This window comes from Chlorogloeopsis sp. ULAP02 (genome assembly GCF_038404745.2).
In the GTDB taxonomy this organism is placed as follows: Bacteria; Cyanobacteriota; Cyanobacteriia; order Cyanobacteriales; family Nostocaceae; genus Chlorogloeopsis.
The window spans coordinates 38,804-54,607 of sequence record NZ_JAYKTT020000077.1 but is presented as its reverse complement, the minus strand read 5'-3'; the positions used below and the strand labels follow the sequence as shown (position 1 = coordinate 54,607).

Sequence of the window (15,804 nt, the reverse complement as noted above, 5' to 3'; positions counted from 1 at the left end):
CTAACCGTTCAATTGCATCTGAAACATAGGAGAAAAGTCATGGCTGATTTGATTGCGATCACTCATTAAATTTTTATCTTTGTAAGTTTAAGCATATTGATGAGACAGAATTATATCTCTACAAATAATAAGTTCCAAGAGTTTAATTTCATCTATCTTTGTAGAGATTTAGCAATATTAATACCAATTCTCCAAATTAAGACTACACATAGTTTGTAGTAACGCTTAAGCGCAATTACAAACCTTTTTCCATCTGTAGCCACAATTTAGGGAAATTGTATAAGTTCATGATGACAACTAAAGGAGTAGAATATCTACAATGGAAGCTGCAAAGCGTAATGTAGAAAAGCTGAGACTGCAAGAGGCTCGTGAACAAAATATACTTTGGAGAAAGTGGGGGCCTTATCTAAGTGAACGGCAATGGGGAACGGTGCGCGAAGATTATAGTCAAGCGGGAAACGCTTGGGATTATTTTAGCCACGATCAGTCTCGTTCTCGTGCATATCGTTGGGGTGAAGATGGGTTGGCAGGTATTTGTGATGATCGCCAACAACTATGTTTTGCAATAGCTTTGTGGAATGGCGTCGATCCGATCTTAAAAGAACGATTATTTGGACTGACAAACAGTGAAGGAAATCATGGCGAAGATGTCAAAGAATATTACTTCTATCTTGACAGTACGCCTACCCATTCCTACATGAAGTATCTGTACAAGTATCCTCAACTAGCCTACCCTTATGCAGATCTAGTAAATACGAATCGGCGAAGACATCGCTTGGAATGGGAATACGAATTACTTGATACAGGGGTATTTGACGATAATCGCTACTTTGATGTGTTTGTAGAGTATGCCAAAGCATCCCCAGAAGAGATTTTAATTAAAATTAGCATCTGGAATCGAGGGCCACAAACAGCATCACTTCATATTTTACCAACCTTATGGTTTCGCAATACCTGGTCATGGTTTGGTAAACAACCACCCAAGCCTTTTATCAAACAACTAAATGATCAAACTATAGCTGCCTCTCATTCCGAACTTGGTGAACGGTATTTATTGTATTGCGATCGCACGATTCCGTTTTTGTTCACCGAGAATGAAACTAATCGGGAACGGATATTTAACCTTCCAAATCAATCTCCTTATGTCAAAGATGGAATTAACAACTACGTTGTGCATGGCAAGCATGAAGCTGTCAACCCCGAAAAAATCGGGACAAAAGCCGCAGCCCATTATTTACTAGAAATTCCTGCCAACGGTGTAGAAGAAATTCAGCTATGTCTAAGCAATCGCTTATTAGATGCTGCTTCTTTTGGCGATAAGTTTGAGGCAATGCTGCAAACTCGTTCTTCGGAAGCAGATGAGTTTTACAACGCCATTATTCCTGTGAATGTTTCAGAAGATGAGCGCAATGTCATGCGACAGGCATTGGCTGGAATGTTATGGACAAAACAGTTTTATTACTATCCAGTCTATGATTGGCTCAAAGATGAGATTTTGCCACCAGATTGCCAACAGCGCTACCCAAGTCGAAACAAAGAGTGGTTTCATCTTGAGAGTGCTGATATCCTCTCAATGCCAGACAAGTGGGAATATCCTTGGTTTGCTGCCTGGGATTTAGCATTTCACTGTGGTGTTTTGGCGCTCGTGGATATAGACTTTGCCAAAGATCAGCTCAGACTGATGACTAATCAAGTCTACCTCCACCCGAATGGACAAATTCCTGCCTACGAGTGGAATTTTAGCGATGTTAATCCCCCTGTTCATTGCACAGCGACTTGGCAAGTTTATTTAATAGACAAAGCAATGCGGGGTGGAGTGGGCGATCGCCTGTTTCTCGAAAGTATGTTCCACAAACTACTAATGAATTTTACCTGGTGGGTAAATCGTAAAGATGCACACGGTAACAATATATTTGAAGGCGGTTTTTTGGGCTTAGATAATATTGGTGTTTTTGATCGCAGTGCACCCTTGCCAACTGGTGGAACGCTCGAACAGGCAGATGGTACAAGTTGGATGGCGATGTTCTGTTTGGATATGTTGGCGATCGCCCTGGAGTTAGCACTGTTGAATCCGGCTTATGAAGAACTCGCCTGTAAATTCTACGAACACTTCATGTATATTGCCGCAGCGATGGATCGGATTGGCGAGAATGAAGATGAATTGTGGGATGAGGAAGACGGCTTCTTCTACGACGTATTGTGCTTTCCCAATGGCTCGTCTCGGCGCATCAAAGTGCGATCAATGGTAGGACTAATTCCGTTATTTGCCTCAGCAGTTTTCGACACGGATGTGCTAGAGAAATTACCTACCTTTAGAAAACGAATTACTTATTTCACGCAAAAATTTGCTCCACACTTGCACAATATCAGCAATCCAGCGCAACCCGGCGTTGCTGGCAGGCGTTTACTCTCCCCCGTGAACCAGGAAAAACTACGCCGGATCTTAGAAAAGATGCTGGATGAATCGGAGTTTTTAAGTGATTACGGCATCCGCGCCCTCTCTCGCTATCACAAAGATAATCCTTACATTTTTACAGTGGGTAGTAACGTTTACCGTGTCGATTATGAACCCGCAGAATCATCAACGGGACTATTTGGTGGTAATTCTAACTGGCGCGGGCCGATTTGGATGCCAGTAAATGCCTTGTTGATTCAATCCTTGAGGAAAATGTATTCCTACTATGGTGATGACTTCAAGGTTGAATGTCCGACTGGATCTGGTAATCAAATGACACTGTGGGAAGTTGCTAATGAAATTAGTAACCGCTTAACTAAAATCTTTCTCCGTGATCAACAAAATCGCCGTGCTGTTTATGGGCATACCAAGAAATTTCAGAACGACTTACACTGGAAGGATTTAATACTATTTTATGAGTATTTTCACGGTGACAATGGTGCGGGAATTGGTGCTAGCCATCAAACAGGATGGACAGGTATTGTGGCACGGTTGATCCAGGCTAATGCCAATTTGAATCCACAAGATGTTCTGGAAAAAGGATTTCTGTCTGTTTCCTCCTCAAGTTTTGTGCGATCGTAAAGCATGAAATTGTTAAAATTGGAAAAAGTAAGTTCTAACACCTTCCTCCAGTGGCAGGAAATACTGAACATTAAAGAGAATCACGATAGTTTCTTTCTCTGAAGTGAAAGATATTTCCATCAAATACTTGGGTTGATTTCTAGACCATGTTTATAAAACTAGGTCAAGTAACGAGAGAGTGACACTTTCAAATTGCTGGAGGAAATGCCTCAAAGGTAAAGCAGTAGCCTGAACAAACTGTCCTTGCAATGTTGAGATGAATCTCTCAAGTAATTGCCACAATTGGTGAGGAAAAAGTGAAAAGAACAAAAAATGCGCTATTTTATCTGGTACTTATTTCAGTATCTAGCTGTTTAATAGCTTGTAATCGAGTTCGCAATAACAGTAGTGCTCCAGTGCCTGATACTGGTAATGCTACTAATAATTCTGCAACCACTCCTAGTACTAGGATTACACCCAATCCCGAAAGAACATCTAGTAAATTTGAAACTATTCCAGATACCGTAAATATACCAAGTGGATATCCTATAGATCCACCAGTTGACCTAGAATTTCCTAATATGCCACCGATCGCTCCTGGTAGTCAGAATATTCCAGGTGTATCTCCCAATACTACTGGTAGAGCGATCGCGCCTGGTGGAGCAGTTCCTAACCAAACTTCCATTCTTCCTAGAATGCCAACTACACCTAACCAGGCTTACACTACTCCCAACACTCAAATTATCCCACGTCTACCTTCCAGTAATATAAATAGGGCGAGTGTGCCTAGTCGGACTGTAATTCCTAGCCAGCCCTCACCTCCTGTGTTGCCAAATCTACCCAGCCAGGCTACCCGTACTGTTGCGAGGACACCAGTATCTAGTGCAACTACAGTTCCTCCCGTGATCCCAACCACATCTAGCAGAGCTTTCACCCCGCCCAGTAGTACCATCCCATCTAGACAGATTTATACTACCCCCAAAATACCTACTGCTAGGGTGCAACCAAAACGTACTTCAACTACCGCCAAATCATCTCCAAGCCAAGAAGTTCAGTACTCACAAGAGTCGATTAGTGATGCTAATGCGGTTGTTCGCGGGTTGGTGGTAGCAAGGCGTGAAGGTAAAATCAAGCCCCATACTAGAACGTGGAGACAAACTCAAGATGCAATTATTTTATTGCGTCGAGGCAAAACCAGACAGGAAGCTGCCACTAGAGCTAAAGTTCCTATGTCTTTACTCACGCAATTAATTGAGTGGGGACAAAATCAACCAAACATCGGCAGTGTCATGAATTTACAAAATTCTCAGCCCTTAAGTGAACAAGTAAGATAACAATTAGAAGGCAGTAGACGAGGTACGGCGTATTCGTTGGTAGGCAGATGGCAGAGAGCAGCGCACCCTTGTGGGTTAAGCGCGTTGTAGCAACTGCAAAGAGGCAGAAGGACACGGGGAATATTTTTGATAAATTCTCCGCGTCGCCCCCTCTTTGTGTCACCGCGTTTTCATGTCCTCTTTACCTATCCCCTTTTTCCAAGTAAGCGATCGCACAGATCGAAAGAACACTTGTAGTCGAGCCACTGCAAAGCGATAATTGACGAGAATAAAACGGCTTTAGCAACTTGTCGTAAGTATTGGCTATTGTTTTTGGGACAAAAGGGGAGAAAACTTATGGAGCAAAACTTTAAAGAACTCGCTGAACTTTACAAAAATGCGCTCCTCAATGACGTACTAATCTTTTGGGAAAAACACTCGCTTGACTGGCAGCAAGGCGGCTATTTCACCTGTCTTGATCGCCAGGGTAAAGTTTATGACACAGACAAATTTATCTGGTTGCAAAATCGCCAAGTGTGGACTTTTTCCATGCTTTGTAACCAATTAGAAAAGCGCGAAAATTGGCTGAAAATTGCGAGCAACGGTGCTAATTTTCTTGCCCAACATGGCAGAGATACCGATGGTAACTGGTACTTTGCCCTCACCCGTGAAGGCAAGCCATTGGTTCAGCCCTACAATATCTTTTCTGATTGTTTTGCAGCCATGGCATTTAGCCAGTACGCTCTTGCTTGTGGCGAAGAGTGGGCAAAAGACGTAGCAATGCAAGCTTACGACAACGTTTTGCGCCGCAAGGACAACCCCAAGGGCAAATATAACAAAACTTATCCTGGTACGCGCCCGATGAAATCGTTGGCAGTGCCGATGATTTTAGCCAATTTGACTTTAGAAATGGAATGGCTGCTGCCGGGTGAGACTCTTGAGCAAGTCTTAGCTGCGACAGTTCAGGAAGTAATGAGCGATTTTCTCGATCCACAACGAGGATTGATGTACGAAAATGTTGCTCCCGACGGTTCTGATGTTGATTGTTTTGAAGGAAGACTGATTAATCCTGGGCATGGCATCGAAGCGATGTGGTTTATTATGGACATTGCCCGTCGCAAAAATGATACCAAAACAATTAACCAAGCCGTTGATGTGGTGTTAAATATTCTCAATTTTGCCTGGGATAGTGAATACGGCGGATTGTATTACTTTATGGATGCAGACGGACATCCCCCACAACAACTGGAATGGGATCAAAAGTTGTGGTGGGTACACTTAGAATCTTTAGTTGCATTAGCAATGGGCTATCACTTGACGGGGCGTGAGGCGTGTTGGGAATGGTATAAAAAGATGCACGATTATGCTTGGCAGCACTTTGCCGATCCAGAATACGGTGAGTGGTTTGGCTACCTCAATCGTCGTGGCGAAGTTTTATTGAATCTTAAAGGTGGTAAATGGAAAGGCTGTTTTCACGTGCCACGGGCGTTGTATCTTTGTTGGCAGCAGTTTGAGGCGTTGAGTGTAAAGTCAAGATAATCTCTGCTAGCTTACAAGTAAAAGATGTCTCATGAATATTGTCACCCCGAAGCGATTCACAATTGACGAATATCATCGGCTGATTGAACTCGGATTTTTGACGGAGGGCGATCGCATTGAATTGATTCGAGGAGAACTGATTCAGATGACTGCAAAGGGAACGCCCCATACCGTCTGTGGTTCAATTCTGTGCCGTCAACTGGATCGGCTTTTAGAGGATAGCGCAGTCATCCGTGGGCAAGATCCCATCACCCTTCCCAATCACAGCGAGCCTGAGCCAGATGTCGTGATTGCACGTGGGAAGGATGAAGATTATCTAGCTCATCATCCTTATCCCGAAGATATTTTGTTGGTAATCGAAATTTCGGATACTACTGTAGATTACGACCAAAACACAAAACTAGAATTGTACGCAGAAGCTGGAATTTTGGATTATTGGATTGTGAATTTAAATTCTCGCCAATTAGAGCGTTACAATCAGCCGTATCAAAATGCTCAAGGTGAGTTTAACTATCTGAGCAAACAAATTTCTCTCCCTCATCAATCAGTGGTTATTCCTGGGTTTGAAGATGTTTCATTGCACTTAAATCGGATTTTTCCAATAAGTGAGTAAGTTGTGCAATTTTGGATTAAGAAGTGCTTGATTTACACTTTGTTTTACCCGAAATAAGAAACTTAATAGACTGAAAATTATAGATTAAAGTCAGCAATTATAACTCACAAGGGTTTTAATTACTCTGGCAACAGCAGCGCGATCGCTATCTTGTCTAAACTCAAATAACCTTTCAGCTTGTTCAAGATGCGTAACTGCCTCTTTTCGATACAGCCGATTGTTCAGGTAGTACAGCGAAATTCCCAAGTCTTGATGAATGTCTGCATCATCCTGATTTTGCTCCAATTGTTGCCGTAAACGCTCAACTTTATTCTCTAGGTATTGCCAAGAAAATTGCCAAGGTTCTAAGTTTTCCCAAATTTCTTTATCAATTGTTGAGGTAGGTGCTTTCGATTTATTAGAAAAATAAGGAATGTCTAGAAATTGTGCAATGGTTTTGGCAACTTTGACAGCACTTTCATAACAACCATCAGACTTGAGAGGAATGCGCCAGTAGATTGATGCCAGAATTAATCTGGGATAAAAGGCTATTCCACCTTCGGAATTACTCACATCTTCGATTTCAATGCCACAAATAAGATGACAAGGAAACTCAACAGACTTTGTGTGTAACTTTCTTAGCCAATTTTGTCTCTCCCAAATAATGGAATCTTTGGTTTTATCAAAGGTGTAAGTGGTAATTTCTGTATCTGTGATTATAGTGTATAAACCACCTGCAACCATCACGCATCCGCTGACTACGGCTATAATTCCAGGATGGTAATTAACACGCTGGAGTGCCAGCCCAAGCAAATCAAGGAAAAGACCAAAGTAAATTAAAGTTATGCTAATAAGTAATACACTCCAAAGTGATTTTTGAAAGCGCAAAGTAAGTCTATCCTGATTTTGTTCAACAATCGTCATATTTGAGTCATAGGGCTGGAGAAGCGAAACTTATCGAACATCCTACAATGGATATGAATATAGGGTAAAAACCACAGTTGGTTTATCAAGAAAACTATGACTTTAGCTGTATTTGGAAGTGGAGCAGTAGTTGGAAGTTTTGTTGTAATTTTGACTGTAACTTTAATTTGGTTTTTAGTTATTACCAAAAAAACAGATTGGTACGTGCCTGCGAGTTGGTTTTTAGTTTGTCTAACACTGGGAACATTGTTTACGCTTTCATACTTGCGTGGGCTTGGAGCCGCAGCTGGTTTTTTGACGGCTTACGTAGCTTTATCCTGGATTCCTCCATTCATGGGTTTCCATGTGGGAATGGAAGCTTTATCAATTTTGATTGTAACTTCAGTGATTGCCGCAATTGAATTTATTATTTTGGTTCTATTTCAGATTTTCTTGACATTTAAAATTTCTACAATATTCTCTCCTTGCGATCGCTAGCTGTCGTCTCTAGCAATTATCACTGTGGTTAAAATGATGGAGTCTTTGCCAGAAGATGTACAATAAACCTCTTACGCTCATTCTATTTTCAAATAAATCGACCACAGATGGACACAGATAAACACAGATAAAATCTCTGTTTATGTGTGTTTATCTGTAGTTGTAATTAACCTAGATCCTGATTTTGCAAGAAGTCTAATACTAACTTCTCACTAATTGTTTAGCAGGCTTGGCTCTACTCCAAACAGATTGCCCTGTAATTAGTTCAGCAACATCCATCCCATTACCAATTACGCCCGGTACGCTAGGATAACCTGCACTAGCTCCGACAAAAAACAAGTTCGGTAGTTCGGTTGTGTAGCCCAAGCGATTTAAACCAACCTGACGCGGCACCAGTTTAGCACCGTAAATATTACCTTGTGGTTGCCCTAAATAAAATTCGCTTGTAGTTGGCGTTCCGTAAACTTTCATGCGGGCATAAGCATCCACATCCGGAATTAAATGCCGCACGCTAGCCATAAGTGCTTGATAAACTTCTCGCTTCTTGGCTTTGTAAGCTTTGGGATCAGTTTCGTGCAATTGTTTAAACGGCTCATAGGGGCAGACAGTGGCAATTTCTAACACGTGATGTCCTTCTGGAGCCATTCCCGGTTCGCGAGATTTCATAGTTGGGCAAGACAAAAAGATCCAGGGATTTTGGAAGTTGCCTTGTAGTTGTTGCTGATATTCGTGATTGAGATCGCCTGTTGGATAATACCAGATATTCCAGTTGCCAATGCCATAGCGTTGCGGCTCGAAGCGACTGTCTAATCCCAAATATATGTTGAAGGCGCTAGCTGAGTATTCGTAACTGGTGAGGCGATCGCGCTCTTTTGCACTTAAGGCGTTGGCATCATGCATTAACTGAACTGTTAATTTTGGATCTAGATCGCTGATATAGGCTTTTTTCGCTGCATAGGATGTTCCCAAAGCAGTGACAAATTGTACGGTGCGATCGCGTACTTCAATGTGTTCTACTGGGGTTGAGAACTGAACTACACCCCCACCAGCAGTAATAGCTTCGACAATTGTGTCCACGAAATGCTTAAAGTGATGCTTGGGATAGTAAGCACCTTCGGAATAATCCCAAACCAGAGAAGTGTGGGTAAGCAAGGCAATTTCATTTGGAGGTAGGGCATAATCACCGCTTTGCCCTGCTAGAAGTGCTTGCAATTTAAGTGATAAGCCAATGCGATCATAAAGATCTTGCAACGTCCAGTTGCGTCTCAAGAACATATGCCAGTATTTTGGCAATTTTAACCAGTCACTCCATTTCTGATCGTACCAGCGCACCTCTCGTACCAAGTCATGAATCTGTCGATGCAAATGCTTAATTTCGTCACAATATAAATTAATGGCTTCTGCCTCATCTGGAAAAGTTATCAAGAGGCGATCGCGAAAAGCTTCCCATCCTAAAGGAATACGAAAATCAACTTCAGGTGTAACGATGCGATCAATGCAGTCTGGATCAAGAGAGTTAAAGGGTACATTCCGTTCTATATAATTGAGAAATTGCCCAATAGTTTCCCCAGAACCACATTGAGAAATGTAGTGAACATCCGCACAGAAACGATAGTCACCATAGTCAAAGGTGTGGCAACATCCACCCGGTAAATAATGTTTTTCTAAAACAGCAACTCGATAGCCTTGTCGCGTTAGACAAGCTGCTGCCGCAAGTCCACCTAATCCTGCCCCTAAAATCACATAATCAAAGCTTTCCATATGCAGTCTCCTTCAAGACAAATATCTAAGAGACTTGTATGGCAGGCACTGCTTGGAATTGATTATTGATGATACAGTCGATACTGGTAGAAAATGCCCACCCTACAACCTAATCGTAATTAGATGTATGCAGTTGTGCCTTACACCTTATGCATAGTTTTTTTTATTTTATTTGGATTCCGGGAAAATTTTTAGATTCACAAGGCATAGGATACTGGCAAGAGTTATCTTTGTGGTTGCCCTCATCACTGCAGAATACCTTTCCTTGCTTGAACAACAGTAAAGCGATCGCAGATTGTTTGAGTTTCCGCCCCTTAGCCAAAACTGTTTATGATATTTGGCAATGGGATCAACTTGAACAACCAGAATATCCTAGTAGATTGTCGCCAGAGAAAGAAAAGAATGTTCTGCAAGCATGGCGTAGAACGGCTGAATAAGGCATACATCACTCATTATGAAAAACGTAAATTGGTTAATTGAAAAAAATATTTATGATGCCGAAGAACAGTTTTTAGAAGAATTGAGAAAACAAGGATACATTTACAAAGAGACAAAATATCTTCACTTTCGTCCCCAAGAGGCAAATAAATATTTCCCAGATCATGATTGTGTTTTATTCAGAGGAACTCTAAATTTAGGACGAGATATATTCCAAAGTTATAGCAGTCCCAATGGAATTGTGAGAAAATATATTTTCAGGATTTACTTGCATCTTAAGGATGCTCAAATATTTCTTATATAAAAATCAAATTTGGATAAATATTTTATATGAACTTTACTCTTTTGCTGTTTCAAATTAAACATAAAATCGGCACATTCATCAATCCTAAACCGCGGATTTCACTGCTAGGATTTTTTTTGAGTATTTGTTTACTCTTATTTGGTTGTCAAGCTGCGCATAATGATAGTGGAGTAATTCATCTCACATTATGGCAGGGAATTAATCCTCCTACAAATCGTGATGTATTTCAAAAACTAGTAGACCGCTTCAATCAAACTCATCCTAAGATTGAAATTGAATCAATTTATGCTGGACAACTCGAACAACAAATACCTAAAGTATTAACTGCGGTTGTTGGCAACGTTCCGCCAGATATCTTGTTTTTTAACCCACAACTTACAGGGCAACTTGTAGAGCTTGGGGCAATTTTACCCCTAGAAAATTGGTTGGACAAATCGCCACTGAAATCAGAAATTATTCCGAATTGCTTTGGCGAAATGCAATTAGGTGGTCATATTTGGTCAATTCCCTTATGGACTGGTAATATTGGTATATTTTACAGACCGGATTTATTTAAAGCTGCTGGAATTACTGAGTTACCAAAAACTTGGGAAGAGTTACGGCAAGTTGCAAAAAAACTAACAATAGATCGTAATGGGGATCGCCGCCCCGATCAGTATGGGATGTTAATGCCTCTAGGAAAAGGAGAATGGACTGTCTTTACTTGGTTTCCTTTTTTATTAGCTAGTGACGGGACAGTTGTTAAAAATAATCGTCCCGATCTAGTTAATCCAGGTGCGATCGCTGCTTTGCAATTTTGGCAAGACTTGATTAAAGACGGCTCTACTAAATTCTCTGCGCCGGAAAGGGGATTTGAAGAAGATGATTTTCTTAGCGATCGTGTTGCTATGCAGCTCACGGGGCCTTGGACATTTATCATGAAAAGTAAGGTTGATTATAATGTACTTCCTATTCCTGCCAATATTCACCCAGCGAGTGTAATTGCTGGCGGCAATCTGTTTGTGATGAAAACTACACCCCAAAAAGAACAGGCGGCGCTGAAATTTTTAGAATACGTTATCAGTGAAGAATTTCAAACCGAATGGAGTATTGGCTCAGGTTTTTTGCCCATCAACATCAAATCAGCCCAGAGCCAAGCTTATCAAGAATTTATTCAACAAAAGCCTGTAATGAAAGTTTTTCTGGATCAAATGTCTGTGTCAGGGACTCGACCGATTATTCCTGGTTATAATCGTCTATCCGATAGTCTTGGGCGAGCAATTGAGGCAACTATGTTGGGAGAATCTCCCCAAAAAGCCCTCCAAACAGCACAAAAGCGTTTAGATTTGATTTGGGATGAATAGGGGATGGTGATAGGTTAAAGGGAACAGGGATTAGAAAGAAGACAAAGGGACACAAAGATAAGGAGAGGAATTGTACCAGACGCGATTAATCGCGTCTCTACCCAATCCCCAATCCCCAATCACCTAACAGGTAACGTAAACCAAAAAGTTGCCCCTGCTTCCGAATTATTTTTCACGCCTATTTCTCCACCGTGAGCGTTAACTATTCGCTTGCACAAATATAATCCCAATCCCAAACTTACAGAATTACGATTGTTAGTACCTCGGAAGTAAAGCTCGAACAGCTTTTCACTCTGTTGTGGATTCAAGCCTACACCATTATCAGAGACAGTGCAGTATATTTTATCACTTTCAATTTTAGCGCTAATAATAATGTTCAATCCTGGTGGATTGTGTTTGACAGCATTGACAATTAAGTTAGAGAATACTCGCCATAGTTGCGTTGGATCGGCGTTAACTAACGGTAAATCTGCTGTGACTAAATTTGTTAAATGAGCTTGATTTTCTGTAAGTATGGGTTGTAAGTCTGCGATCGCATCTTCTACTATTGTGTGCAGTTCCACTGGTTGAAGTTGTAAGCCAACGCCTTGAACTTCGCTGACATGAGCTTCCATTAACGAATTAATTAAATTTAGCTGGCGTTCGCTGCTTTGCACCATTCGCTCTAAGATGGAGCGAGCAATAGTGATTTTCTCTTCTGAGCGTGAGAGTAAATTCTTTAGCACCATTAACGTCCCCAGTACCGGATTGCGTAAATCATGGGAAACCGCATGGAAAAAGACTCGCAGTGCTTCCTCCGTGCGCTTGCGATCGCTAATGTCCAAAATTACTCCAACTAACCCACCAAGGGAACCATCTGCTTTTGAAAATATTGCCTTATAAAAAATCACATCATGCTTCTTGCCATCCTTATAGACTAAGGAACCTTCATAACTTTGAACGCCACGCTGCTCAAACAGTTCAATATCTGCTTGATGATATTGCTCGGCAAGTTCCTGAGGTGCTAAATCATATACAGTCTTACCCAGAATCTGTTCTTTTCTCAAACCTAATGCTTCCTCAAAAGCTTGGTTACAGCCGATATACAAACCTTGAGTATTTTTATAGAAAACTGGAGCAGGAATAGTATCAATTAAAACTTGTAAAAAATCCAACTGTTCTTGTAAAGCTGCCTCTGCTTGCTTGCGTTTGGTGATATCTTCAATCAGTCCTTCGTAGTACAGCAGTTTTCCGTTTTCGTCACGCACTGCATAAGCCTTCTCCGAAATCCAAACAATGCTGCCGTCTCGGCGATAAATCTGAGACTCAAATTCTGACACGCTACCGTACTGTTCGATTAAGCGCACAAACTCTGCACGCCGCCGAGGATCTACATAAAGTTGATGTTCAATATCAGTAAAATTCTCTGTTACCTCTTCCGGTAAAGAGTATCCATAAATACGTGCCAATGCAGGATTCGCAGTGATATAACGTCCGTCGGGAGAGCTTTGGAAAATACCTTCCACTGCATTTTCAAATATACTGCGATATTTAACCTCTGCTACTCTGAGTTTCTGATATGCAAACTCTAATTCTTTGCGAGCGTAAAACTCAGAGCGCTGCAAGCGATCGTACAAGAAGACACTAATGTCGCATATAGCACATAACCAGAATAAGTATAAAATCAAGGTAACATTGTATAATTCTGGATGTTCTGGAACTGGCAATTGTAAACCAAGTGCTGTATTAACACCAAAATAGTAAAGTAACAAACCTAGCTGAGACAAAAAATGAAGAACCCAGCATACTGGCATAAATGTAGCTTGGCTGAGAAATAAAAGTGACCAAGCTAGGGTATCGGGGAGTGCAAAACCTTTGAGAGTAGTGAAAATCTGCGGTACTATACCGATCGCCCAAGATGATCCCAAAAATAATATTCCTGGATAGGAACGACCAAACTTAGTTTTGCGTAAAGCCAAGCAGATCGCAAGACTCAGCAGCATGGCAAAATCCATGACAATAACCTGAGTTCTTAGTGTCTCTGGTAGGTTTTGAAATTCCTTCAGTGGGAAGAAAAAGTTGTAAATATCACGTAAGCTAAACGTAAAAACACATATCAACGCTAGCCACAACCATAAGCGCAGCCTCTGCCACAAAAAGCCATTACGCCAATTTTGGTATTCATTGGCAATGTCATTTGTTGTCAGATTTGTATCACCGTAAACAGCTTTTCTGAGCCAATTCTTTGCTATTTTCAACACGGTCTTCATTAGCTTCTGACCAAATCTTCCCATCATAGAGAAGATGCTTGACTCTTCACGATCGCAAATACACTCTTAAGTTTAATTGTGGATTCTCCATGATACAAATAGTGCTCTTCCTAAAGGAGGAGGAGAATGTTGATTTTTATTGCTGAATAGGTAATGTTAGGCAAATTAAAGATTCATTACAGGCGATCGCCGATGACGGTAAATTCTATTTTTCAGTATGTTTTTAGCAAAGACTTTACAGCTAGTAGCAGCTGCTGAGTCTTGATTTTTACTGCCTTGTACTTAACTTAGGATAGTTAAAGTGACTAGGTAGTTAATTATCTCAACTAACCAAGTGCGTTCACGCTGCGATCAATTGTTTTGTGTTTGTTGGCTGAGTTGACTTTTAAAGCCAAGTTACACATTTACAGAAAGTAAGGGAATACTCTCAGCCAGAGCATCGTGAATACTGGTACCTTGTTTTTTTGCCCAATATTGACTCAGAAAATGAATTTGTCTCAATCCAACAATCAAATTTAAACCTGGTACAAGAAGCCACCAAACTACAAGTGGTTCTTTCATACCTGCTTGTACATACAATTCGTTTAATGTTCTATAAAGCCTAAACTGGACAATATAAATCCAAACTATTCCCAGCAAAGAAAACCAGCCAAACCAGCCTGGAACATCTGGATCGAAGATTCGCAATGCTTGGGGAACTACCACACCCAAAACAAAAGGTGCTAAACACATTATTCCTGTCCAACCATAACCATTGTAGCGGCGTAGTTCCTCTTGAATAATATATTTGTACCAGCCGTAGTACAGCATCCCTGTCGCCACAGATAAAAGAATTACTCGCCCTAGAGGGCGGGGTTTACCCAGAGATTGATCGGACATATTTATGCCTGAGATGTCAAAGATATTTTGTTTACATTTCTTAATCTAAGGCATCTCAGACAAAATTAACTAAGCTTGTTCTTGAGGAACTTGTGTGATTTGTGCTAATTGCTTCTCTTGATCGAGTCTGCGCTTTCTGGCATAAAGCTGAATAGTCACAGCCATGAAAATAATCAAGCCAAAAACTACCCAGACTGTTAGATCTGTAGGCAAATTATTCTTGAATACCGCTAGCATGACAATTACTACTAGCAGCACAGTCGGAGCTTCATTCATGGCACGCATTTGTTTGCTATTCCATTTACATCTATCTTCTGCCAACTGTTTCATCAAACGAGCGCAGTAATGATGATAAACAAGTAAAAGCGCTACAAATCCGAGTTTGAAGTGTAACCAACCCTGCTTTAAATAATCAGGTACAGTTACCAGCAAGCCAATAGCACACACCACTGTCACTAACATTCCCGGAGTAGTGATAATGTTGTAGAGGCGTTTTTCCATGATTTGATACTGATTTTTGAGTATCGTCTTGGCTGGTTCAGATTCTTGATTGGCTTCTATGTGATAGATGAAAAGACGTACTAGATAAAATAACCCGGCAAACCAAACGACAACGCCGATGATATGAAATGCTTTAAACCAGGAGTAAGCCATGTAATGATACCTGCCTTTGTTAACTTATGCTAAAGCAGCGATCGCCTCTGTCGCTACCAATCCCCTCAAATAACAGGTTACGGCAAAACTTTGTATCCCAATTACTAGCTAGGCGGTGCAATGATAAAGAAGTGTGAAGCCTACTGATCAGGCACTTGCTCAAAATTTTACATAGTAAATCCCAGAACTACATTTACCGCTATACGAATTTCTTCCCAGTATTCTTCTTCTAAAACACCCACTCAAACCAAAATACGGCTTTGAGCCACAGCACGAATTTGTCCGACATCAATAAAACGGTCTTGGTTTAATCCA

Annotated in this window: 13 protein-coding genes; 8 read left to right on the top strand and 5 right to left on the bottom strand. The window is 41.0% G+C overall.

Annotated elements, in window-relative coordinates:
* Positions 1-319: 319 nt before the first annotated feature.
* The 4 genes from U2718_RS27380 (at position 320) to U2718_RS27365 (ending at position 6,481) form a co-directional block, all read left to right on the top strand.
* Complete coding sequence (locus U2718_RS27380) at positions 320-3,037, top strand: MGH1-like glycoside hydrolase domain-containing protein (protein ID WP_341993142.1); 2,718 nt, start codon at positions 320-322, stop codon at positions 3,035-3,037.
* A gap of 296 nt (positions 3,038-3,333) precedes the next feature.
* On the top strand, positions 3,334-4,350 hold the full coding sequence (locus U2718_RS27375; protein ID WP_411813376.1) for a hypothetical protein: 1,017 nt from the start codon (positions 3,334-3,336) through the stop codon (positions 4,348-4,350).
* Between the two features lie 336 nt (positions 4,351-4,686).
* A complete protein-coding gene (locus U2718_RS27370) occupies positions 4,687-5,868 on the top strand; it encodes an AGE family epimerase/isomerase (protein ID WP_341993143.1) in 1,182 nt (393 codons plus the stop codon).
* A gap of 31 nt (positions 5,869-5,899) precedes the next feature.
* On the top strand, positions 5,900-6,481 hold the full coding sequence (locus tag U2718_RS27365; RefSeq protein WP_341993144.1) for a Uma2 family endonuclease: 582 nt from the start codon (positions 5,900-5,902) through the stop codon (positions 6,479-6,481).
* A 90-nt stretch (positions 6,482-6,571) separates the two neighbouring features.
* On the opposite strand, the gene U2718_RS27360 is transcribed toward U2718_RS27365, so the two are convergent.
* Complete coding sequence (locus U2718_RS27360; RefSeq protein ID WP_341993145.1) at positions 6,572-7,384, bottom strand: hypothetical protein; 813 nt, start codon at positions 7,382-7,384, stop codon at positions 6,572-6,574.
* A gap of 96 nt (positions 7,385-7,480) precedes the next feature.
* On the opposite strand from U2718_RS27360, the gene U2718_RS27355 reads away from it, so the two are divergent.
* Positions 7,481-7,861: a hypothetical protein gene (locus U2718_RS27355; protein WP_341993146.1), complete on the top strand. Its 381-nt coding sequence runs from the start codon at positions 7,481-7,483 to the stop codon at positions 7,859-7,861.
* Between the two features lie 201 nt (positions 7,862-8,062).
* Here the strand turns inward: U2718_RS27355 and U2718_RS27350 are convergent, their stop codons facing one another.
* On the bottom strand, positions 8,063-9,622 hold the full coding sequence (locus U2718_RS27350) for an NAD(P)/FAD-dependent oxidoreductase (protein WP_341993147.1): 1,560 nt from the start codon (positions 9,620-9,622) through the stop codon (positions 8,063-8,065).
* Positions 9,623-9,771: 149 nt separating this feature from the next.
* Between U2718_RS27350 and U2718_RS27345 the strand changes: the two genes are divergently transcribed.
* Genes U2718_RS27345 through U2718_RS27335 form a run of 3 tightly spaced genes read left to right on the top strand, consistent with a single transcriptional unit; the run spans position 9,772 to position 11,707 of the window.
* Positions 9,772-10,059: a hypothetical protein gene (locus tag U2718_RS27345; RefSeq protein ID WP_341993148.1), complete on the top strand. Its 288-nt coding sequence runs from the start codon at positions 9,772-9,774 to the stop codon at positions 10,057-10,059.
* 17 nt (positions 10,060-10,076) lie between these two features.
* Positions 10,077-10,364, top strand: a complete 288-nt coding sequence (locus U2718_RS27340) for a hypothetical protein (RefSeq protein WP_341993149.1) — start codon at positions 10,077-10,079, stop codon at positions 10,362-10,364.
* A gap of 26 nt (positions 10,365-10,390) precedes the next feature.
* Complete coding sequence (locus U2718_RS27335; protein ID WP_341993150.1) at positions 10,391-11,707, top strand: ABC transporter substrate-binding protein; 1,317 nt, start codon at positions 10,391-10,393, stop codon at positions 11,705-11,707.
* Positions 11,708-11,826: 119 nt separating this feature from the next.
* On the opposite strand, the gene U2718_RS27330 is transcribed toward U2718_RS27335, so the two are convergent.
* The 3 genes from U2718_RS27330 to hemJ all read right to left on the bottom strand — a co-directional run bounded on the left by U2718_RS27330 (position 11,827) and on the right by hemJ (position 15,489).
* A complete protein-coding gene (locus U2718_RS27330) occupies positions 11,827-13,956 on the bottom strand; it encodes a PAS domain S-box protein (protein ID WP_341993151.1) in 2,130 nt (709 codons plus the stop codon).
* A 396-nt stretch (positions 13,957-14,352) separates the two neighbouring features.
* Positions 14,353-14,835, bottom strand: coding sequence for a hypothetical protein (locus U2718_RS27325; RefSeq protein ID WP_341993152.1), 483 nt, complete (start codon positions 14,833-14,835; stop codon positions 14,353-14,355).
* Positions 14,836-14,904: 69 nt separating this feature from the next.
* Entirely contained in the window at positions 14,905-15,489 is a 585-nt protein-coding gene (gene hemJ, locus U2718_RS27320) for a protoporphyrinogen oxidase HemJ (protein WP_341993153.1), read from the bottom strand.
* Positions 15,490-15,804: the final 315 nt, after the last annotated feature.

What these genes read in the sequence shown, in the direction of transcription:
- U2718_RS27360 (WP_341993145.1), bottom strand. Translation starts at nt 7,384, where the DNA reads ATGACGATTGTTGAACAAAATCAGGATAGACTTACTTTGCGCTTTCAA.
- U2718_RS27380 (WP_341993142.1), top strand. Translation starts at nt 320, where the DNA reads ATGGAAGCTGCAAAGCGTAATGTAGAAAAGCTGAGACTGCAAGAGGCT.
- U2718_RS27365 (WP_341993144.1), top strand. Translation starts at nt 5,900, where the DNA reads ATGAATATTGTCACCCCGAAGCGATTCACAATTGACGAATATCATCGG.
- U2718_RS27340 (WP_341993149.1), top strand. Translation starts at nt 10,077, where the DNA reads ATGAAAAACGTAAATTGGTTAATTGAAAAAAATATTTATGATGCCGAA.
- U2718_RS27325 (WP_341993152.1), bottom strand. Translation starts at nt 14,835, where the DNA reads ATGTCCGATCAATCTCTGGGTAAACCCCGCCCTCTAGGGCGAGTAATT.
- U2718_RS27355 (WP_341993146.1), top strand. Translation starts at nt 7,481, where the DNA reads ATGACTTTAGCTGTATTTGGAAGTGGAGCAGTAGTTGGAAGTTTTGTT.
- U2718_RS27335 (WP_341993150.1), top strand. Translation starts at nt 10,391, where the DNA reads ATGAACTTTACTCTTTTGCTGTTTCAAATTAAACATAAAATCGGCACA.
- U2718_RS27345 (WP_341993148.1), top strand. Translation starts at nt 9,772, where the DNA reads ATGCATAGTTTTTTTTATTTTATTTGGATTCCGGGAAAATTTTTAGAT.
- U2718_RS27330 (WP_341993151.1), bottom strand. Translation starts at nt 13,956, where the DNA reads ATGAAGACCGTGTTGAAAATAGCAAAGAATTGGCTCAGAAAAGCTGTT.
- U2718_RS27350 (WP_341993147.1), bottom strand. Translation starts at nt 9,622, where the DNA reads ATGGAAAGCTTTGATTATGTGATTTTAGGGGCAGGATTAGGTGGACTT.
- hemJ (WP_341993153.1), bottom strand. Translation starts at nt 15,489, where the DNA reads ATGGCTTACTCCTGGTTTAAAGCATTTCATATCATCGGCGTTGTCGTT.
- U2718_RS27370 (WP_341993143.1), top strand. Translation starts at nt 4,687, where the DNA reads ATGGAGCAAAACTTTAAAGAACTCGCTGAACTTTACAAAAATGCGCTC.